Origin of the sequence: Flavobacterium anhuiense, assembly GCF_050990855.1 — a bacterium.
GTDB classification, from domain to species: Bacteria; Bacteroidota; Bacteroidia; order Flavobacteriales; family Flavobacteriaceae; genus Flavobacterium; species Flavobacterium anhuiense_C.
The window spans coordinates 3,821,158-3,841,656 of sequence record NZ_CP158861.1 but is presented as its reverse complement, the minus strand read 5'-3'; the positions used below and the strand labels follow the sequence as shown (position 1 = coordinate 3,841,656).

Annotated in this window: 18 protein-coding genes; 7 read left to right on the top strand and 11 right to left on the bottom strand. The window is 31.7% G+C overall.

Annotated features, from left to right (window positions below; all coding sequences use genetic code 11):
* Position 1: 1 nt before the first annotated feature.
* From ABTV69_RS17115 to ABTV69_RS17105, 3 genes are all read left to right on the top strand, one after another.
* Positions 2-604, top strand: coding sequence for a murein L,D-transpeptidase catalytic domain-containing protein (locus tag ABTV69_RS17115; protein WP_433830898.1), 603 nt, complete (start codon positions 2-4; stop codon positions 602-604).
* Between the two features lie 213 nt (positions 605-817).
* Positions 818-1,510 (top strand): (d)CMP kinase, encoded by a 693-nt coding sequence (gene cmk, locus ABTV69_RS17110; RefSeq protein WP_433830896.1) that lies wholly within the window; start codon positions 818-820, stop codon positions 1,508-1,510.
* Between the two features lie 69 nt (positions 1,511-1,579).
* Positions 1,580-2,956, top strand: coding sequence for a nucleoside permease (locus ABTV69_RS17105; protein ID WP_433830894.1), 1,377 nt, complete (start codon positions 1,580-1,582; stop codon positions 2,954-2,956).
* 94 nt (positions 2,957-3,050) lie between these two features.
* Here ABTV69_RS17105 and ABTV69_RS17100 read toward each other — a convergent pair whose 3' ends face one another.
* Complete coding sequence (locus tag ABTV69_RS17100; RefSeq protein WP_433830892.1) at positions 3,051-3,425, bottom strand: winged helix-turn-helix transcriptional regulator; 375 nt, start codon at positions 3,423-3,425, stop codon at positions 3,051-3,053.
* A gap of 100 nt (positions 3,426-3,525) precedes the next feature.
* On the opposite strand from ABTV69_RS17100, the gene ABTV69_RS17095 reads away from it, so the two are divergent.
* The 3 genes from ABTV69_RS17095 to ABTV69_RS17085 all read left to right on the top strand — a co-directional run bounded on the left by ABTV69_RS17095 (position 3,526) and on the right by ABTV69_RS17085 (position 9,622).
* Entirely contained in the window at positions 3,526-4,089 is a 564-nt protein-coding gene (locus ABTV69_RS17095) for an NAD(P)H-dependent oxidoreductase (RefSeq protein ID WP_433830890.1), read from the top strand.
* Positions 4,090-5,047: 958 nt separating this feature from the next.
* Positions 5,048-6,823, top strand: a complete 1,776-nt coding sequence (gene rpsA / locus ABTV69_RS17090) for a 30S ribosomal protein S1 (protein ID WP_111376332.1) — start codon at positions 5,048-5,050, stop codon at positions 6,821-6,823.
* Between the two features lie 123 nt (positions 6,824-6,946).
* Positions 6,947-9,622 (top strand): DUF7619 domain-containing protein, encoded by a 2,676-nt coding sequence (locus ABTV69_RS17085; RefSeq protein ID WP_433830887.1) that lies wholly within the window; start codon positions 6,947-6,949, stop codon positions 9,620-9,622.
* 90 nt (positions 9,623-9,712) lie between these two features.
* On the opposite strand, the gene ABTV69_RS17080 is transcribed toward ABTV69_RS17085, so the two are convergent.
* Positions 9,713-10,252 carry an ExbD/TolR family protein gene (locus ABTV69_RS17080; protein WP_433830885.1) on the bottom strand — a complete coding sequence of 180 codons (540 nt, stop codon included), beginning with the start codon at positions 10,250-10,252 and terminating at the stop codon, positions 9,713-9,715.
* Between the two features lie 11 nt (positions 10,253-10,263).
* On the bottom strand, positions 10,264-10,788 hold the full coding sequence (locus ABTV69_RS17075) for an ExbD/TolR family protein (protein ID WP_433830883.1): 525 nt from the start codon (positions 10,786-10,788) through the stop codon (positions 10,264-10,266).
* Between the two features lie 213 nt (positions 10,789-11,001).
* Between ABTV69_RS17075 and ABTV69_RS17070 the strand changes: the two genes are divergently transcribed.
* Positions 11,002-11,556: a fasciclin domain-containing protein gene (locus ABTV69_RS17070; RefSeq protein ID WP_433830881.1), complete on the top strand. Its 555-nt coding sequence runs from the start codon at positions 11,002-11,004 to the stop codon at positions 11,554-11,556.
* An 83-nt stretch (positions 11,557-11,639) separates the two neighbouring features.
* Here the strand turns inward: ABTV69_RS17070 and ABTV69_RS17065 are convergent, their stop codons facing one another.
* The 8 genes from ABTV69_RS17065 to ABTV69_RS17030 form a co-directional block, all read right to left on the bottom strand.
* Entirely contained in the window at positions 11,640-12,485 is an 846-nt protein-coding gene (locus ABTV69_RS17065; protein WP_433830879.1) for an EamA family transporter, read from the bottom strand.
* 61 nt (positions 12,486-12,546) lie between these two features.
* Positions 12,547-12,690, bottom strand: coding sequence for an SsrA-binding protein (locus tag ABTV69_RS17060; protein WP_111368963.1), 144 nt, complete (start codon positions 12,688-12,690; stop codon positions 12,547-12,549).
* An 82-nt stretch (positions 12,691-12,772) separates the two neighbouring features.
* Complete coding sequence (locus ABTV69_RS17055; RefSeq protein ID WP_433830877.1) at positions 12,773-14,206, bottom strand: serine hydrolase; 1,434 nt, start codon at positions 14,204-14,206, stop codon at positions 12,773-12,775.
* A gap of 88 nt (positions 14,207-14,294) precedes the next feature.
* Positions 14,295-16,154 carry a M56 family metallopeptidase gene (locus tag ABTV69_RS17050; RefSeq protein WP_433830875.1) on the bottom strand — a complete coding sequence of 620 codons (1,860 nt, stop codon included), beginning with the start codon at positions 16,152-16,154 and terminating at the stop codon, positions 14,295-14,297.
* Positions 16,155-16,165: 11 nt separating this feature from the next.
* Positions 16,166-16,534: a BlaI/MecI/CopY family transcriptional regulator gene (locus ABTV69_RS17045; RefSeq protein WP_202003003.1), complete on the bottom strand. Its 369-nt coding sequence runs from the start codon at positions 16,532-16,534 to the stop codon at positions 16,166-16,168.
* 21 nt (positions 16,535-16,555) lie between these two features.
* Positions 16,556-18,163, bottom strand: a complete 1,608-nt coding sequence (locus tag ABTV69_RS17040) for a M56 family metallopeptidase (protein WP_433830873.1) — start codon at positions 18,161-18,163, stop codon at positions 16,556-16,558.
* Between the two features lie 7 nt (positions 18,164-18,170).
* Entirely contained in the window at positions 18,171-18,539 is a 369-nt protein-coding gene (locus ABTV69_RS17035) for a BlaI/MecI/CopY family transcriptional regulator (RefSeq protein WP_095931146.1), read from the bottom strand.
* A 651-nt stretch (positions 18,540-19,190) separates the two neighbouring features.
* Positions 19,191-20,405, bottom strand: coding sequence for an MDR family MFS transporter (locus ABTV69_RS17030; protein WP_433830870.1), 1,215 nt, complete (start codon positions 20,403-20,405; stop codon positions 19,191-19,193).
* Positions 20,406-20,499 lie beyond the last annotated feature (94 nt).

Sequence of the window (20,499 nt, the reverse complement as noted above, 5' to 3'; positions counted from 1 at the left end):
CATGAAACTATTTTATTTGGCGTTGTTTATGACAGTAAGTTTTTTTACGGGATCTAAATTTTCTTTTAAAGAAGAAGAAGCTATTTCCACTATAGAAATGGAAAGAATCAACAGCAGAATTGCGGTTATAAAAGATATGGTTGCTACCGATCATAAATACAATCAAAAAGTCGTTTTTCTAATTGATATGAAAGTTCCTTCTGGAAAAAATCGCTTTTTTGTTTACGATTTGCAGAAAGATGAAGTTGTAGATCAAGGTCTTGTGGCTCATGGTTCTGGTTCTGAAACTGGAGTGCGAGGAGTGCTTAAATTTAGTAATACTCCAAATTCTAATTGCACTGCATTAGGAAGATATTCTGTTGGAAGAACATATAAAGGTATTTTTGGAAAGGCTTACAGGTTAGCCGGTTTAGAAGAAAGTAATAACAATGCTTTAAAAAGAGCGATTGTACTGCATCATTATTCTGCAGTTCCATATGAAGAGCAAGATTATTATATAAGCAATAGCCATGGTTGCCCAATGGTAAATGAACAGTTTTTTAAAAGGATAGAAAAAATTATAGATAACTCTAAGTCAAATATTCTGATGGATATTTATTATTAGCGGGAACGGATTAGCTTACAGAGTAAGATTAAGAATATAACTTTTTATTGTCGAAAGTAATTTGACTTCGATAGTGAAAAGTTTTTTTTTAACCTTTATCGGCTATTCCATATAAAGAGAAAGATGGCTACATTTGCATTAGTTTTGGCTGTGAATTTTCTATTTCTGCAAATAAAACAGACACTAAAAGAATAAAAATTAAAAAATAAAAAATTGAAAAAAATTACCATTGCTATCGACGGATTTTCATCTACTGGTAAAAGCACTCTTGCTAAACAATTGGCAAAAGAATTGGAATATGTTTATGTGGACACTGGTGCAATGTATCGCGCTGTAGCTTACTTTGCAATGCAACACAATTTAATTGGAGCTGATTTTTTTAAGAAGGAAGCCTTGATTGAAGCATTAGTAGATATTAAACTAGAATTTCGATTCAATTCAGATTTGGGCTTTGCAGAAATGCATTTAAATGGTGAAAATGTTGAGAAACAAATTAGAACGATCGAAGTGTCTAATTTTGTTAGTCAGGTAGCGGCAGTTTCTGAAGTTCGCGCTAAGCTAGTAGAACAACAGCAAGAAATGGGAACGAATAAAGCTATCGTAATGGATGGAAGGGATATTGGAACGGTAGTTTTTCCTAATGCTGAATTGAAAATCTTTATGACTGCAAGTGCAGAAACACGCGCACAAAGACGTTTTGATGAATTACAGCAAAAAGGCGATAATGTTTCTTATGAAGAAGTTTTGAAAAACGTAGTCGATAGAGATTATATGGATACACACCGTGAAGATTCTCCTTTGGTAATTGCACATGATGCAATTGAGATTGATAATTCTTACTTAAACAAAGAAGAACAATTTGCTGCAGTTCTAGAATTAGTGAATGATGTTGTTAAAACAGCATAATTTTTTGCAGATATTATTTTAAATGGTAGTTTTACCGCTTCATTTTTACTAAAGAACAATTTTTATCATATGGGGATTAAAAACAGGTTGATTTTAATGAGCTTTCTTCAATTTTTTGTTTGGGGAGCCTGGCTTATAACAATTGGAAATTATTGGTTTGGCACAAAAAACTGGGAAGGAACTCAATTCGGACTAGTTTTCGGAACCATGGGAATCGCTTCTCTTTTTATGCCTACACTTACAGGTATTATTGCCGACAGATGGATTAATGCCGAAAAATTATACGGTGCTCTCCATATTCTTTACGCTGCAGTTCTTTTCGGAATTGCGCAAGTTACTACTCCAGATACTTTTATTATTGTAATGCTTTTAGCAATGTGCTGTTATATGCCAACAATCGCTTTAAGTAATTCAATATCTTATACTTCGCTTAAGTTAAATAATAAAAACATTGTAAAAGATTTTCCGCCTATTCGTGTTTGGGGAACAATTGGTTTTATTGTTGCCATGTGGATTACTAATCTAAGTGGGAGTAAAGCGACTGAATATCAGTTTTATATTGCTGGAGTTGGCGCTTTGATTCTTGGAGTTTATGCTTTCACATTACCAAAATGCGAGCCGCAACGTCTGATTAAAGAAAATGCAACTTGGATTGAAACTTTTGGTTTAGAGTCTTTTAAGTTGTTTGCTAATTATAAAATGGCATTATTTTTTGTTTTCTCTATGTTTTTAGGAGGAGCACTTCAATTGACAAATGCTTACGGAGATGTATTTTTAGATGAATTTAAACACTTTCCAAAATATGCAGATTCATTTGTAATTCAATATTCAACGATTATTATGTCTATTTCTCAGGTTTCTGAGACTTTATTTATTTTGGCAATTCCATTTTTCTTGAGACGTTTCGGAATCAAACAAGTTATGTTGATTAGTATGTTGGCTTGGGTTCTTCGTTTCGGATTATTTGCTTTTGGAGACCCTATAAATGGTTTATGGATGATTATTTTATCTTGTATCGTTTACGGAATGGCATTTGACTTCTTTAATATTTCTGGCTCTTTATTTGTAGAAAGCAATACTGATTCTAAAATTCGTTCTTCTGCACAAGGTTTGTTTATGATGATGACAAATGGAGTGGGAGCAGTTTTAGGAAGTTTGACTTCTGGTTGGGCTATTGATCGTTTCTTTACAAAATCATTTGCCAATACAACGGAATTAGCAGGATTTTTACAAACAGATGCTACAAATGAAAAAATGGTTGAGTTTGTAAAAGGGCAAGGAAATTCAATTTCTGCAGATGGAATTTTTACGAATCCTGTTTTTATGAAAGATTGGCATACGATATGGTTATCTTTTGCGGCTTATGCATTGGTTATTGCGATTGCTTTTGCTGTTTTGTTTAAACATAAACATGATCCAAAGGAGATTGAGAATTTGAGTCATTAAAATAAATGCAATTACATATAGTAAACCCGGCAGTTTTTTAAAACCTGCCGGGTTTGTTTTTTTAATAGCTCGAAGACAAGTAAAGTTTTTTTTGTTATTTATTTATAAAAACACCTTTTTGAGAGGCAATGGAATTTCCTAATGTTGTAATAGTTTCTAAGATGTCTTTGAAAGATTTGCCAAAGTCGGTTAAACCATAGGTTACCTTTATAGGTGGCTTTTTGCCATCGACTGTTCTGAAAATTATGCCATCTTCTTCCAATTGTTTCAATTGCAGGCTTAACGTTCTTTCGGTTACCGAAGGCATTTCTTTTCTAAGTTCATTATATCTTTTAGGGTTGTCTTTTAAATGATAAAGGATAACAGCTTTCCATTTTCCGCCTATTAAATCCATTACCAAGCTTACTGTGCATGGATAAATTTTATTTTCAAGCTTTATTAAATCAGACTTGCATTCTATCTTTTTCATATCATAGTTTTGAACCTATCCAAATGGATAGTTATTGCATCTTAGCGAAACTATAAATAATTTTGTTACTATAAAAATTATAGTATAAAAATAATTAAAAATGGCGTTATTAATTTTAGGGCACCCAAATATAGGTGAATCGATTGCAAACAAGGCAATTATAGAGGAGATTCAAAAAGCGAATCCGAATATTGAAATCCGAAATCTTGCAATATTATATCCAGATTTTAAAATAGATATTGCAAAGGAGCAAGAAGCATTATTGAGACATGATTTGATTGTATTTCAATATCCGTTGTACTGGTATAATATGCCAGCAATTTTGAAACAGTGGTTTGATGTTGTTTTTACGCATCAGTTTGCTTATGGCTCAAAAGGAGACAAATTGAAGGATAAAAAACTTTTGGCTAGTGTAACAGTTGGATCTTTAGAAAGGGAATATCGTACTTTCGGAAAACATAATTTTCGAATTAATGACTTTTTTAAGAACGTCGAGCAAACCGCTTATTTTGCTCAGATGACTTTTTTAGATCCATTATTTTTTCATGGCACATCAGCAGTTGATGGATTTACTGCATCTGAAATAGAAAGAAGGGCAAGCAGTTATGCGAAAGATTTAATAAGCTTTATTGAAAGGGTAGAATTGTCTTCAGTCGTTCAATAAGATCTTTGTCAAAGGTTTGAACTTTTACGAAGATAGTTGCACATAGTAATCCCGACAGTTTTTTAAAAGCTGTCGGGGTTGTTGTTTTATGAATTTCTATTTTTTAATTTCTTAATAATTGCCTTGCAATTCTTTGTTTAAACTGGACTGAAGTCCAGCCCTACAATATGGTTCGTTCCTTCGGAACTAGGATCGAGCTTTTGCTCGATTTATATTGTAGGGCCGGACTTGTGTCCGGTTGATGGTTAATTGTTTATGGTTAATTGATTATGGTTAATTGATTGTTTATGGTTAATTGTTTATGGTCAATTGTTGATGGTCAATTGTTGATGGTCAATTGTTGATGGTCAATTGTTTATGGTTAATTGTTGATGGTCAATTGTTGGTGGTCTATTGTTGGTGGTCAATTGTTGGTGGTCAATTGTTGGTGGTCAATTGTTGGTGGTCAATTGTTGGTGGTCAATTATTGATGGTTAATTATTGATGGTTAATTATTGATGGTTAATTATTGATGGTTAATTATTGATGGTTAATTATTGATGGTTAATTATTGATGGTCAATTGTTGATGGTTAATTATTGATGGTCAATTGTTGATGGTTAGTTATTGATGGTTAACAATTGGTCGGTTTTTGAATTATAAATGTCTTTTAAAAACTAAATTTTCTAAACTAGCCCCGATAGCAGTGGAAATCCTTTTGTGCCGGGGTTCGGCACAAAAGATTGAAGCGGATAGCGGGACTAAAGGTCTTTTGAAACCTTAAATCTTCTGCTTCTTATTATCATACTGATAATCATTAGGGTTTTGTTTTGTTAATTCAGAAAAATGTATTAATTTTGCAGTCCTTTTGGCAGAGAAGAGTTTCCATTAGGAATCAACCATTTATGTAAAACAACTTCTGTATTTTCTATCGCATAGAGAAACTCGAGAAAAACAGAATACAAATTTTTTTATCAGCATGTCTGAACAAACAAAATCACAAGAAGAGTTTTTAGCAAATTTTAACTGGCACAACTTCCAAGAAGGAATCGATGCAGTAGATGAGAAAAACTTGCAAGAGTTTGAAGAACTAGTATCAAAAACTTTCATCGCTACAGACCAAGAAGAAGTAGTTGAAGGAGTTGTAGTTAGAATTACAGATAGAGACGTTATCGTTGATATCAATGCTAAATCTGAAGGTGTTATTTCTTTAAACGAATTTCGTTACAACCCAAATTTAAAAGTAGGTGACAAAGTTGAAGTATTAATCGACATCCGTGAGGATAAAACAGGTCAATTAGTATTATCTCACAGAAAAGCACGTACTATCAAATCTTGGGATAGAGTTATTGCAGCAAATGAAACTGGAGAAATCGTTAACGGTTTTGTTAAATGCAGAACTAAAGGAGGTATGATTGTTGACGTATTCGGAATCGAAGCGTTCTTACCTGGATCTCAAATTGACGTTAAGCCAATTAGAGACTACGATGTATATGTAAACAAAATGATGGAATTCAAAGTGGTAAAAATCAACCACGAATTCAAAAACGTTGTTGTATCTCATAAAGCTCTTATCGAGGCTGATATTGAAGTACAGAAAAAAGAGATCATCGGTCAATTACAAAAAGGACAAGTATTAGAAGGTGTTGTTAAAAACATTACTTCTTATGGTGTGTTCATTGACTTAGGTGGTGTTGACGGATTAATTCACATTACTGACCTTTCTTGGAGCAGAATCAACCACCCAAGTGAAGTTCTTGAATTAGACCAAAAATTAAACGTTGTAATCCTTGATTTCGATGATGAGAAAACAAGAATTCAATTAGGATTGAAACAATTAAACGCTCACCCATGGGATGCTTTAGATGCTAACTTAACTGTTGGTGATAAAGTTAAAGGTAAAGTAGTTGTAATCGCTGATTACGGTGCTTTCATCGAAGTTGCTGAAGGTGTTGAAGGTTTAATCCACGTTTCTGAAATGTCATGGTCAACTCACTTACGTTCTGCTCAGGACTTCGTGAAAGTTGGAGATGTTGTTGAAGCAGTTATCTTAACTCTAGACAGAGAAGATCGTAAGATGTCATTAGGTATCAAACAATTGACTCAAGATCCATGGACTGACATTACTTCTAAATACCCAGTAGGTTCTAAACACACAGGTATCGTTAGAAACTTCACTAACTTTGGTATTTTCGTAGAATTAGAAGAAGGAATTGATGGATTAATCTACATCTCTGACTTATCTTGGACTAAGAAAATTAAACACCCATCTGAGTTTGTAAACGTTGGTGAAAAACTTGATGTTGTTGTATTAGAATTAGATGTTGAAGGACGTAAATTATCTTTAGGTCACAAACAAACTACTGCTAATCCTTGGGATCAATACGAAGATTCTTTCGCTGTAGGAACTATCCACAACGGTGAGATTTCTGAAATCGTTGACAAAGGAGCTACTGTAGAATTCGGAGATGATATCGTTGCTTTCATTCCTACTCGTCACCTTGAAAAAGAAGACGGAAAGAAATTGAAAAAAGGTGATACAGCTGATTTCAAAGTAATTGAATTCAACAAAGAATTCAAAAGAGTTGTTGCTTCTCACACTGCTATCTTCAGAGAAGAAGAAGAGAAAAACGTGAAAGCTGCTGCTGAAACTACTACATCTGCATCTACTAACGCACCTGCTGCGACTTTAGGTGACAACAATGATGTATTAGCTGCTTTAAAAGCTAAAATGGAAAAAACTGAGAAAAAATAATTCTTAGATTCCTATAAATAGAAAGTCCCACAGTGATGTGGGACTTTTTTTTGCTTTATACTTTTTGTTTTAAGATATTTTAACACATAAAGTTGTATTATTCTGCTAAAAAACTATTTTTGTATGAAAATACCACATATGAAAAAAATCTACTTTTTGGTTCTGACTTTGAGTTTTATGAATGTGTTAAGTGCGCAGATTATTAATTTTTCTGATGTTAAATTTAAGTCAAGGCTGCTTGTATCAGGTAAATATTCACCAATAGCAAAAGATTTGGCAGGAAATTTATTTAAAATTGATGCAAATGACGATGGTGAAATTCAAGTTTCAGAAGCACTACAAGTTAGTTATATAGATGTTGCAAACTGTAATATTGCTAATCTTCAAGGTATTGAATTTTTCACCAACTTAAGTGTTTTATATATTGATTGGAATAAATTTTCTAATTTAGATTTTACCACATTGATTAATTTAACTGAATTGCACTTAGAAAATAATCATGAAGTGTTAAATAGTTTAAATCTATCCGGATTAACTAAGTTGAAAAAAATATATTGCCAAACTAGCACTTTGTTGAATATAAATCTAAATGGATTAGAAAATTTGAATTATTTAGATTGTTTTGGTAATTTTTTATCGACATTAGATTTATCTAATTGTATAAGTATAAAAGAGTTAAGTTGCGCAAATAATAAATTAAAGGGTTTGGATATTTCAAATAATCTAGAATTAGTTTATTTGAATTGTTCTAAAAATCAATTAGAGAATTTAAATTTAGCTGGGCAAACTAAACTTACAAATCTGGTTTGTTCTGAAAATAAGTTATTGAGTTTGGATTTTAAAGATTTATTAAATATAGAAAGGATAAATTGTAGCGGTAACTTGTTAACTGCCTCAAATATTGATAATTTAGGTAAAGTTAATTATATTGATATTTCTTTAAATAAATTATCAAAACTTACTTTATCTAACTTGCCAAATATTAATAGATTAGATTGTCCTGATAATTTAATTTCTACATTAGTTTTAACTAAATTACCAAATTTGACTACTTTGCTATGTGATAAAAATATGCTATCAAATATAGATTTGTCAGAAGTAAGTAGTTTAGATTTTTTGCGATGTTCTTTTAACAAATTATCAACCCTGTCTCTGAAAAATAATTTAAAAATCAGGGAGTTGATATGTAATAATAATTCTTTGGAAACTTTAGATGCTTCTGGATTGTTTAATCTTACTAAATTGGATTGTAGTCATAATAATCTTTCATCTTTATTTTTGAAAAATGGTAAAAAGGATAATGATTTATATTTCGATTACAATACTTATGATTTATATGTTTGTGCAGATGAAAGTGAAATTGGTTATCTTTTAGGATTAAAAGATAATTATAAGTATTTCACATTTAACGTTAATTCTTATTGCAATTTTGTCCCGGGAGGAGTTTTTTATACCGTTGAAGGAAAAAACAAGTTAGATAGTAATAATAATGGATGTGATGTTTTAGATATAAATTACCCAAATTTAAAATTATCATTTTCGGATGGTATTAATTCGGGTTATTTAATTTCTGATACTTCAGGAAATTATCATTATGATGTACAAGCAGGAACGCACACAATAAGCCCAAAATTTGAAAATCCATCCTATTTTTATGTCTCTCCAACAAGTGTAGCTGTTACTTTTCCAACACAGAAGAGTCCTTTTTCGCAGGATTTCTGTGTAACACCAAACGGTTCACATTCTGATTTAGAAATTGTTATGTTGCCAATAGAAGATGCGAGGCCTGGTTTTAATGCTAAATATAAAATTATATATAAGAATAAAGGAAATACTATTGAAGCAGGTTCTATTAAATTGGATTTTGATGATAGTAAATTAGAATATATTTCTTCAGATGTTTTATTTAAAACTAAAGCAGTAAATAAAATAGTATGGAATTTTAATAATTTGCAACCATTTGAAAGTAGGCAAATAATTGTTTCTTTAAAAGTCAATAGACCAACTGAAACACCTCCTGTTAATATAGGCGATATAATAACTTATACAACAAAAGTGGAATCTGACAGTAACGACAAAACACCATTAGACAATACTTTTACTTTAAATCAAACAGTTGTTGGTTCCTACGATCCAAACGACAAAACTTGTTTAGAAGGTTCTATTGTTACGCCAAGTTTAATAGGTGAGTATGTGCATTACATGATTCGCTTTGAAAATGCAGGGACATATTCAGCACAAAATATTGTGGTTAAAGATATGATTGATTTATTAAAATTTGATATTTCTACTTTAATTCCGACAAGTTCAAGCCATTCTTTTGTAACTAAAATTTCAGAAGGAAATAAAGTAGAATTTATATTCGAAAATATAAATCTGCCTTTTGACGATGCGAGTAATGATGGTTATATTGCTTTTAAAATAAAAACAAAACCAACATTACAAGTTGGAGATACTTTTACGAATGATGCTAATATTTATTTTGATTATAATTTTCCTATTTTGACTAATAAGGCGACTTCAACATTTAAGGCTGTTTTATCAACGGAGGATTTTAATTTTTCTAAATATTTGAATTTGTATCCAAATCCAGCAAGTCAAGTTTTGAATATTTCGCAGAACGACAGTATCGAGATACAATCATTTGAAATTTTTGATGCTTTAGGTCAATTGGTAATTGCAGTTCCAAACGCAAAAATGACTTCAAATATTGATATTTCAAAGCTTAGAACTGGTACTTATTTTATAAAAGTGAAATCAGGCAAAGGAAGATCAAGTATGAAATTCATTAAGAATTAAATAGAAAGTCCCACAGAAATGTGGGACTTTTTTGTTACTTGGTATTGCCACAAAGGCACAACGATGCAAAGATTTGTTGTATATTGGAAATTACTTTGAAGCTAATAATTTTGATTCTTCTGGAGTGTATTCTGGTACAATCGTATAAGTTTCGATTCTCGCAACAGCCATTTCATTTAAAATATCGACTAAATTTTTAAAATTACTTTTTTTGCTAGGTTTTATAATTACAATTGGGCCATTATTTGGTCTTCCTATTGATGATGAAAAGTCTAGAATCATTTTCTTTTTATTAAAAAGCTCTTTACGAATCCCATTTTTCCCGTAATTAATTTCTATTGGTTTTCCTATAGGATCAAATAAAAGTCCGGAATACATTATTATTTTATCATTTTTATCTAATAGTACCGTTATTAAGCGCGTGTCAGTACCTGCACTACAATTAGTAATTCCGTTAAATTCTTCATCGCAATGTCTTCCTGGCATACTCAAATCCATCATTTTTGGTTTCGATAATTCTCCAACAACCATAAAAAATATTATCAACAGAAAGGAAACACTGACCATAGCGGTTAAATCAACTCTTGAACTTAGTTTTTTGCTGCGTACTTTATGAGGTAGATTTTTCATGGTAAAAAAGTTTAGTTACTACTATGCTTCTGATTGGAAGCAAGCAAGTTAGATTCTTCTGGTGTGAACTCATTCACAATATTATATGATTCGATATTGCATGTTTTCATTACATCAATAATGCTGACTAGATTACCGAAATTTGATTTTTTGCATGGTTTGATAAACACAACGATTCCTTTTTTATGATTATTCAATAATAATGAGTTGTAATTGTTTAGCTCTTTCATTATTCTTGACTTTTCAAAAACTTTTTTTTGAGGTTTTTTAATTGGATTTTCTAAATTTCCTGCGAAATACACTAACTCATTGTTGTCGTCTAATAATATTGTAAACGAGCGACTCTCTTCAGGATAAACAGGAAAGCAATCACAACAATCGTTATCAGGGAAATTTATATCCATTACTTTTGGCTTTGACAATTCTCCAACAACCATAAAAAATATAATCAGTAGAAAAGAAACACTAACCATTGCAGTTAAATCTACTCTTGAACTTAGTTTTTTGCTTCTGACTTTCTTTGGTAAATTTTTCATAACGATGAGTTTTGATTTTAAATTTAGTAATAAAATAGAAACAAAAATTAAGTATTCTTGAAAAATTTGGAAAAATAGTTAAGGATTCTAAAGTCTTGATTTTGTTAATCATTAGCAAAATAAAAGCATTTTTTATAGACGAAAATATTTTCAATAGAAAACCAAAACAATTTTATCTGCGTAAATGAGCTTATAACTTAAAATCATTTAAATATGAAAACTAGAAAATTTTTAGCTCTTGCAGTTTTAGCTTTGGGATTTGCATTTACATCAAATGCACAAAAATCAGTAATGGTTGGTGGTGCAGCAATGTATCCGAATAAAAATATTATCGAAAACGCTGTCAATTCAAAAGATCATACGACTTTGGTTGCGGCAGTAAAAGCGGCAGATTTGGTTGAAACATTAAAAGGAGCTGGTCCGTTTACTGTTTTTGCGCCTACAAATGCAGCGTTTGATAAATTGCCAAAAGGAACTGTAGAAACATTATTAAAACCAGAAAACAAAAAAATGCTTCAAGGAATTTTAACTTATCACGTTGTTGCTGGAAAATGGAATTCAGCTGATATTGCAAAAGCAATTAAAGAAGGTAAGGGTAAAGCTAGTATTAAAACAGTTGCTGGTGGTACGATTACTGCTTGGATGAAAGGTAAAGACTTATATATAAGTGATGAAAATGGTAATAAGGCGAAAGTTACCATTGCAGATGTAAATCAGTCAAATGGTGTGATTCATGTTATTGATGCTGTTTTGCTTCCTAAGAAATAAAGTAGAAAAGTTCCAAATTTGAAAAATCCAAATTCCAATTTAAAATTGGAATTTGGGTTTTTTATTTTTATTTTTTTTTAAAATTATTTTTTGGCGGTCAAAGTACTTCCTGCGGAAGCGATTACAACACAAACTACAGCTAGAATTTCGTAGAAACTTAAATTTTCATTCAAAAATATAAATGCACAAATAGAAGCGGCTGCTGGTTCTAAACTCATTAGAATGCTAAAAGTACGTGGCGGAAGTTTTCCTAAAGCTTTCATTTCTAAAGTAAACGGAATAGCACTTGACAAAAGGGCAAGAGCAACACCCATTCCGGATAATTTGGGAGTAAGATTGTTTAGTCCGTTTTCTAAAAAACCAAATGGTAAGACTAAAAGTGCTGCAAATAGCATTCCTACAGAAACGGCATAGCCATCGTTCATTATTTTCGAAATTTTCCCTCCCAAAACGATATAAGCAGTCCAAAAAGCTCCAGCTAAAAGCGCACATATAATTCCGATAGGATCTAAGCGATCGTTGGTCCAAGGGGCAATTAGTAAAATGCCAATAGCCGCCAATAAGACCCAACAATAATCAACTAAACGTTTTGAACCTGCTATGGCTAGCAATAACGGACCAACAAATTCTAATGTTACGGCTAAACCAATTGGAATTCTTTCTATAGCAAAATAAAATATCAAATTCATAGCGCCTAAAGACAAACCGTACGGAATTACGATTTTCCATTGCTGTGCGGTTACAGCTTTTAGATTTGGTCTATAAGCCAGTAGTAAAATTAATGCCGAAACGCCAATGCGTATAGAGGCAGTGCCTGCTGCACCGATGGCGGGAAATAAAGTTTTTGCAATTGCGGCTCCGCACTGCACGCTAATAATTGCTAATAATACTGCTGGAACAGGAGGCAAGCTGATTTCTCTGTTTTTCATAAAAAGTATGACAGAATCTTAGAAGATTATTTCTGTCGGATAAATAAATATGTATTTTAAACTAGTTGCCTAAAGCTTTTTTGGTAACATAAGCGCGATAACCAATAATAGCCATTTGCCATTTCTTTGCTTTTGAAATGTCTAGACCTTGTTTGGTAAAGCTGGGCAAAAGTAGCTTATTTAGTTTGGCTAATAATTTATACATGGTAGATTTGTTTTTTTCAAAGATATAAAAAAAGACTTTGTGTTTGAAACAAAGTCTTTGACAGTAAAAATGTAAAAAGTATTTAAATTCTGAGAATCAGGTTTTCGTCTCCATCAGTTTCACGATTTATGGCATTTTTTGGTGCCTCCATCCAGCCGGTTTTATTGATGACAAATTTGAAAAGATGTGTTTTGTCTTTTTCAAATTTTGATTTTGGCACGGATAATTCAAATGTATTTTTACTTTTCTGAATCATTTGAAAATCTTGATCATTTGGATTCCAGTTGTCAAATGAACCTGCAATGGAGACACTTTTAACAAAATTAGGGTCTAAATTTTTATCATGTTCGTACATAAATACAACATTCTTATTAACGATTTTGTAACCGTAAATGCCAGTTTGCTTTTTGTTTTCGCTCAATAACTCATTGGAAAGTCTAACAATGGCCTCGCCAAGTGCATTACCTGTATTTTCATCGCTAATATTTACAATAATTGAAATTCCCATTTGACGCTCGGGATAAATCAACAACATATTTTGTGTTCCAAATGCACCACCATGTTTCCAGCAGTTTTTTCCGTTTTCATCAACTTCAATATAATCCCAGAAATAACCATTCCAAATTGTAAGGCTGTTTAAAAGATTACGTTGCGATTCCTTAACAATTTTATTTTTTGTATTCAATTCGTAGGCAATAAATTTGGTTAGGTCGCCCAATGTAGATTTTAGCATTCCTGCAGCGCCCCATAAATTATCAGAAATTGTAGGCATTAAAATTCCTTTAAGATTGTAACCTTGTGCAATAGTCATGTTTGGATTTAAATTAATACCACTGGATGTCATACCTAGTTTTGAAAGAATGTTTTCTTTTAAAAGCATTTCATAACTTTTTTGATAGACATTCTCTAAAATATGAGCGGTTAGATTTAAGCTTCCGTTACTATATTTGAATTTTGTCCCAGGTAAAGTATCTAATTTCATGGTCTTTAGATCTGCAAAAAACTTTTCACGACTATACGCTTCGTCTACTTTTTTAAAAGCCAGATAACTACTGTCGTTGCGATTTTTTCGCAATTCGTCTGTATCAGGCAAATCTTTACTAAAACCAGTTCTAAAAGAAACGAGATCTTTTATTGTAATAGGCGTTCTGTTGTATTCTAAGTTAGGATAAGAACCTGTAATGTATTTTCTAATGTCTTCGTCTAGATCCAATTTCCCTTCCAAAACAGCTTGGGCAGTAAGTAAACCTGTAAATAATTTAGTAATAGAAGCAACTTCAAAAACAGTATTATTAGTAGCAATGTTTTCTTTTCCTTTGTCAATTTCGCCGTAGTGTCTGGTATATGTTTTTCCATTTTTGACAACTCCAATAGAAATTGAATTTGCTTTTGATTTTTGAGAAAGGATAGAAGCGGTTTTGTCCATTACAATGAAAATACTTTTTTCAGTTGCATTCTTTTGGGCTGCTATTGAAAGGCTAATGCACAAAAATAAAATTGAAATGTTTCTTTTCATGTTAAGTGTGTTTTATAGTTTAGAAGGATACATTAAATTTAAAAACCAGTGTTTTAGCACTGGTTTTTAAATAGTTCAAAGAATTTGATTAAGCTTTTTTATTCTGTTTTTCCATTTCTTTCATGTCTTTTTCATGCTGTTTCATATCCTTTTCATGTTGTTTCATGTCCTTGGCATGCTGCTTCATGTCTTTCGCATGTTGTTTCATATCAAGCTCATATTGTTTCATGTCTTGCTCGTATTGCTTCATGTTGTTCTCATAATCTTTAGAATCAGTATCAAAATCAAATTTAAAGTCATAGTTGAACTTTTCCATATTAACATTGAATTTCTCCATTGCTATTTGATACTTCTCCATTTCTTTTTCATATACTTCAGCTCTTTGCGACATGATAGCCTCAACTTGTTTTTCATAAGCTTTCAATTGTGGTTCAAATGCTTCCATTTGTTTTTCAAAAGCTTCCATGTCTTTTTCAAATTTAGCCATTACTACTTTATCTTTTGGATTTCTTGGAGCAACTGGCGGTCTTGGCATTTTTGACATGTCAATTGCAGGAACTGGAGGCATTGGTCCGGCAGGAAATGCAGGTGGAGTTGGTGGAACTGGAGCTGCAACATCAGACTCTCCATGATTGCGAATAATAACTCTTTCGTTTCTGATCATTATTGGCATTCTAAGATTTCTGTCTGTATTGATGTTGATAGATTTTGCTCCATTTTCATCAGTTCCTATTGCTAGTTCACAGTCTTTAATTGCCTCGTCACCATCAATTTTTATGGTTTGCTTTTTACCAGAATCCGATTTTACTTTGATTTGTATTGCAGTTAATTCGGCCTTAGTGTTTCTTTTTACATCCGAAATTTCAACATCAAGATTATGGTTAGCTTTCAATTTTCCAGATAGCTCGTTCAACTCTTTATCGGTAGTGTTTTTGGTTATTTTGATTGTTTCTTCATCGTCTTCAATAGTGTCTTTTTGGATAGTTGTAACTTCAGTTTGTTTTTTTTCTTGTGCAATAGTTCTTATTTGGAATAAAAGAATAAAAGCACCAAGAGCAGGAATTACCGCCGAATATTTCCAGTAATTTCGCTTGTTTGATTGATTTTTGTTTAACATGACAATTCGTTTTTTGATTAATGATTGATAAAAATGATTGGTGATTGCAACGCAAGTTTCATGCGTTGTTATTTTTAAAAGCGTGTACTGATACGCTTTTTTGTCGGCAATTTTTTTTGAAGCTTCATTGTCTGCAATGAATTCAAGGTTTTGTAAAATAGCTTTTTTATAGAGCCAGATAATCGGGTTAAACCAAAACAGGATGCAAAAGATTCTCGAAATCAAAACATCGATGGTGTGTTTTTGGTTACTGTGCACTTTTTCATGCTCCAAAATGCTTTCTAGTTCTTCCGAAGTATATAGTGATGAGTTATATACTATGTAATCAAAATAAGAGAAAGGTGCGATATTTTCATTAAGATCAATAAACTTAAAATCTTCCTGCTGTTCAATTTTCTTTCCTTTTAAGACAGTATTGAGACTATAAAAATCAAGCGCAAATTTGATCATGAAGGCTAAGAAGCCAATTCCATAAACTATGGCCAGAACTAAATTCCAATTGATTTCAAAATTTTTTTCTTCGACAACAGATACAGTTGTTGGCTTATAATGAGCTTTGTAATAAGCAACATCATAATTTGAAGTTGGAATATGCTTTGCATTCGTTGTAGTTGTGATTATTGGGTCGAGCGCCGGCGCAGGCGTTGCTTCGACCCAAATTATTTTAGTATAAACTACAAGAGGCAGTATTACAGAAGTAATTAATCCGGCCAATAAAAACCAACGACTGCTGTTGAAAAAAGTCTCTTTGCGAAGTAAAAAAATGTAAGCAAAGTAAAACATTGCTAGCAACCCGCTTGATTTTAGGATAAAAACGAAAAGTGCTTCCATAACTATTTTGATTATTTACCTTCTTTTGGATTTTCGATCATGTTTAAGATTTCACGCAATTCATCTGCTGAAATTTTTTCTTCTTTAGCAAAAAATGAAACCATACTTTTATAAGAACTATTAAAATAATTATCAATTGCAGTACTCATAAATCCTTTTCTATAGTCTTCAATGCTTACAGCTGGATAGTATTGATGTGTGTTTCCAAAAGCGTTGTGCGCGACATAACCTTTCTCTTCCAAATTACGAACAATGGTAGACAAAGTATTGTAATGTGGCTGATCTTCTAAAATCTCTGCTTGAATTTCTTTTACAAAAGCCTTTTTTAGCTTCCATAAAATGTGCATGATTTCTTCTTCTTTATTGGTTAGTTTTTGCATTTTATTTAAGAATAAATGATTTTAGTTTTTCGTTTCAATTTCGATAACTCCATTTTTGCCTTTATCGCCATATTTGTTAGTAGCATTAATTCCTGTAAACACACTTATTGATTCAATATTTTCAGCTTTAATGCTATTGATATCAAAGTTAGATGGCATTTCTTCTCCATCAACAACTATCAATTGATCTTTTAAATTAGTTTTTGTTGAGTTCGAAACTATAATTTTAGTTTTACCATCACTGGTAGTTACTTTAGTGTTATGGCTGTCTGAATTTGTGATTACATAAGAAGCACTAACATTTGTATTAGTATCACTGTTAGTTTTTGTACTAGTATTAGAATTAACGTTAACATTGGTTTGTGAATTAGTAGTTGTATTTTTAATTTCTATGGTGTTGTTTTCTTTGTCATTGACAGTAAGGCTTTTGCTTACGGCGATTTTTTCATCATATGTTTTAATGCCAGCTCTTCTAGCTCCATTTTTTCCTGTAACGATAACTATTCCGAAATCTTTGATAGCTTCTTTTTTTCCTGTTTGAATAGATTGCGTTGTCTCATTTCCATTGATCAAATCAACCTTAATTGAAGTTAATTCATTCAATGCGTTTCTTTTAACTTTAGAAACTTCTAAATCTATGTTGTGCAATTTTTTCAATACTCCCGCAAGTTCTTTTAATTCTTTGTCAGTTGTACTTTTTTTAATTTGATAAACATCAACAGATCTAATGTCTCCAGAATTTGTTTTTACAATTTGCGGTCTTTCTTTTGCAATTACTTCAATTTGAAATAATAACACAAAAGCTGCTAAAGCTGGAATTACAGCATAATACTTCCAGGAATTTCTCCTGTTTGATTGATTTTTGTTTAACATAACGATTCGTTTTTTGATTAATGATTGATAAAAATGATTGGTGATTGCAACGCAATTTTCGTGTGTTGTTATTTTTAAAAGCGTGTATTGATACGCTTTTTTATCTAAAAGTTTTTTAGCAGCTTCGCTGTCAGCAATAAACTCGAGATTCTGAGTAATTGCTTTTTTGTAAAACCAAACTATTGGATTGAACCAGAAAATAATACTAAAGATTCTCGAAATCAATACATCTAAAGTATGGTTTTGATCACTGTGCACTTTTTCATGTTCAAGAATGTTTTCCAATTCAGAAGCGGTGTAAAGTGATGAGTTATATATAATATATTCGAAATAGGAGAAAGGTGCAATGTTTTCGTTGATATCTACGAATTTAAAATCGGCTTGCTGTTTGATTGTTTTTCCTTTAATGATCGAATTTAAACTGTAAAAATCGATGGCCAGTTTTATGGTAAATATTAAAAGTCCGATGCCGTAAAGTCCAAGAATAATATAATTCCAATTGAACTCTGTCGATTCAATACTTGAGTCATTTACTAATGTTGTTTGGAAATCTGCACTTAATTCGGGAGCAGCATCAATCCATATTACTTTTGTGTAAGTCAATAATGGTAAAATTATCGAGACAATCAGGCCGGAAAGGAGGAACCATCTGTTACTGCTAAAAAATGTTTCTTTTCGCAATAAAAAGAAGTAAACGCAATAAAATATAAGCATTAAACTGCTCGATTTGACTATGTATATGAAAAGTGCTTCCATAAGCCGATTATTTTTTTTCGTTTTTGTTTTCGATCATTGATAAAATTTCACGCAATTCGTCTGCTGAAATTTTTTCTTCTTTAGCAAAAAAGGAAACCATGCTTTTATAAGAACTATTAAAGTAATTGTCAATTGCGGTTTTCATAAATCCTTTTCTGTAATCTTCAATGGCTACAATTGGAAAGTATTGATGTGTGTTTCCAAAAGCGTTGTGACCAACATATCCTTTTTCTTCCAGATTACGAACAATTGTCGATAAAGTGTTGTAATGCGGCTGATCTTCTGTTATTTCAGCTTGAATTTCTTTTACAAAAGCTTTTTTAAGCTTCCATAAAATCATCATGATTTCTTCTTCTTTGTTTGTTAACTTCTGCATCTTCTCTAATTTTAATTCAAACCTACAACTATTTTTTTAGTTACACAACTATAAAAATAGTTATTTAACTAAAAATTAAGTTGGATTTCAGTTTAGAGCGCAAAAATATCATTCAAATTTAATGGTAATAAATTAAATTTCAAGCACTTATATGGAAAATTGTGATTTTGATGCTTTTTATTCTGAAATATGTAAATCTGAAATAGGTTCCTTCTTTTAATAAGATTAAAACCTTTTCATTACGAAAAACCGTATAAAAAATAAGATTTTATTTGATAATTTCGCTTCTTGTTAAACTATGTTGCTAATAATATTAGTTTTCAAGATTCAAAATTTTGGCTGTTGCACGATGTTTAATGCTTGTTTTAATAATTTAATAATAAAATGAAATGAAAATTAAGTTTTACATATTCCTAATAGTAGGTATTGTAGCGTTGTTGTTTTTTTATTTTTCTGATTACTATTTTAATTTAAATATCGGAGATTCATATTATGTTGTAAATTATTTTTATCCTGTTCTCATTTTATTGGTATTTGGAAATATGATCTATATTTTTAAGTTGAAAAAAAGGAGTGAAAAATAATTAATTACTTATAAAAAAAACTCGAAATAAGTTCGAGGTTTTTTTACAAGTAATTTTAAATAGATTGTTAGACCTTCTCGTTAATTAAAGCATTTCTAATCCAGATACAGCATCCTGTTGCAACCACACCAATGCATGCCATAAAAAGCCAATTGATTTGGTAGCCGAATCTAGTTATAATTTCAAATCCAAGCTTAGAACTAATAATATGAGCTAGGCTAAAACTCATCGTATACAATGCCATGTACCGGCCTTCTTGTCCGCGAGGCGCGCGGCTTAAAGCAAAAGCATTAGAAAATGGAAAGGTAAGAACCTCTCCTATAGAAATGCAAACCATGCTCACAACCAAAATTCCTGCCCAGAAATTAATCAGTAGTAGAAAGAAACTGCTTGCCATGACAAAAGACCCGACAATAATAATTCGAATCTTGGGAAAAGCTTTTCGTTCCAAAAATCCAACTGTAGGCATTTCAAGAGAAAAGATTAGTAAACCGTTTAAAGTCATAAGCAAACCTGTTTGGAATTCGCTTAAGCCAAATTTTTCATTATGATATAAAGGTAAAGTGGTAAATAACTGGAAAAAAATCATTGCAGTTATGAAACTTACAAATAAGAAAACCCAGAAAATTTTATCATGAAAAACCGATTTTACATCTGTAGCGCTTTCTTCTTTGTCATCGTGAGTTGCTTTTTTCTTTTCTTTAACCAATAAGGCAAAAATCGAAATTGAGATGATGCAAGAAGCTCCATCAACCCAGAACAAACCTGAATATCCCATTCCCATAATAATCAAACCTCCAAGTGCTGGTCCTGCTGCAAAGCCTAAATTTACTGCTAAGCGCACCAGCGTAAGTGCACGAGTTCTATTTTCAGGTTTGGCATAAGCACCAAGAGATACAAACATTGCTGGTCTAAACATATCTGCAATGGTCATAAGTAAAAACATTGCTATGCAAAGGTGCCAAAAAGTGGTAATGTATTGAACAAAAAACAGCGCGACGCCACTGGTAAATAAACTAAAAATCATGATTTTATAGAATCCGATTTTATCTGAAAGTTTACCTCCAAGCCAAGAACCCAGCATTGATCCAAAACCAAAAGCGACCATGATCCATCCAACTTGATTGTACGTAAAATGAAGATCTTCTTTTAAATATTTAGATAAAAAGGGAAGAACCATTGTTCCGGCGCGGTTAATAAAAGTAATGATGGCAAGAATCCAAACTTCTCTGGTAAAACCTCGAAAGTTATTAATGTAGTGGGTTAGGGCGTTTTTAAGCATTTTGTGTGATAAATTATCGTCACAAAGTTAGCAAACTTTGTCGCGTTAAGTGATTGTTGTTTTGTTGATTTTGAACTATTTTTGCATAAAATTT

Excerpts from the sequence above, each read along its gene's own strand:
- ABTV69_RS17115 (WP_433830898.1), top strand. The coding sequence starts at position 2 with ATGAAACTATTTTATTTGGCGTTGTTTATGACAGTAAGTTTTTTTACG.
- ABTV69_RS17105 (WP_433830894.1), top strand. The coding sequence starts at position 1,580 with ATGGGGATTAAAAACAGGTTGATTTTAATGAGCTTTCTTCAATTTTTT.
- ABTV69_RS17100 (WP_433830892.1), bottom strand. The coding sequence starts at position 3,425 with ATGAAAAAGATAGAATGCAAGTCTGATTTAATAAAGCTTGAAAATAAA.
- ABTV69_RS17095 (WP_433830890.1), top strand. The coding sequence starts at position 3,526 with ATGGCGTTATTAATTTTAGGGCACCCAAATATAGGTGAATCGATTGCA.
- rpsA (WP_111376332.1), top strand. The coding sequence starts at position 5,048 with ATGTCTGAACAAACAAAATCACAAGAAGAGTTTTTAGCAAATTTTAAC.
- ABTV69_RS17085 (WP_433830887.1), top strand. The coding sequence starts at position 6,947 with ATGAAAATACCACATATGAAAAAAATCTACTTTTTGGTTCTGACTTTG.
- ABTV69_RS17080 (WP_433830885.1), bottom strand. The coding sequence starts at position 10,252 with ATGAAAAATCTACCTCATAAAGTACGCAGCAAAAAACTAAGTTCAAGA.
- ABTV69_RS17075 (WP_433830883.1), bottom strand. The coding sequence starts at position 10,788 with ATGAAAAATTTACCAAAGAAAGTCAGAAGCAAAAAACTAAGTTCAAGA.
- ABTV69_RS17070 (WP_433830881.1), top strand. The coding sequence starts at position 11,002 with ATGAAAACTAGAAAATTTTTAGCTCTTGCAGTTTTAGCTTTGGGATTT.
- ABTV69_RS17065 (WP_433830879.1), bottom strand. The coding sequence starts at position 12,485 with ATGAAAAACAGAGAAATCAGCTTGCCTCCTGTTCCAGCAGTATTATTA.
- ABTV69_RS17060 (WP_111368963.1), bottom strand. The coding sequence starts at position 12,690 with ATGTATAAATTATTAGCCAAACTAAATAAGCTACTTTTGCCCAGCTTT.
- ABTV69_RS17055 (WP_433830877.1), bottom strand. The coding sequence starts at position 14,206 with ATGAAAAGAAACATTTCAATTTTATTTTTGTGCATTAGCCTTTCAATA.
- ABTV69_RS17050 (WP_433830875.1), bottom strand. The coding sequence starts at position 16,154 with ATGGAAGCACTTTTCGTTTTTATCCTAAAATCAAGCGGGTTGCTAGCA.
- ABTV69_RS17045 (WP_202003003.1), bottom strand. The coding sequence starts at position 16,534 with ATGCAAAAACTAACCAATAAAGAAGAAGAAATCATGCACATTTTATGG.
- ABTV69_RS17040 (WP_433830873.1), bottom strand. The coding sequence starts at position 18,163 with ATGGAAGCACTTTTCATATACATAGTCAAATCGAGCAGTTTAATGCTT.
- ABTV69_RS17035 (WP_095931146.1), bottom strand. The coding sequence starts at position 18,539 with ATGCAGAAGTTAACAAACAAAGAAGAAGAAATCATGATGATTTTATGG.
- ABTV69_RS17030 (WP_433830870.1), bottom strand. The coding sequence starts at position 20,405 with ATGCTTAAAAACGCCCTAACCCACTACATTAATAACTTTCGAGGTTTT.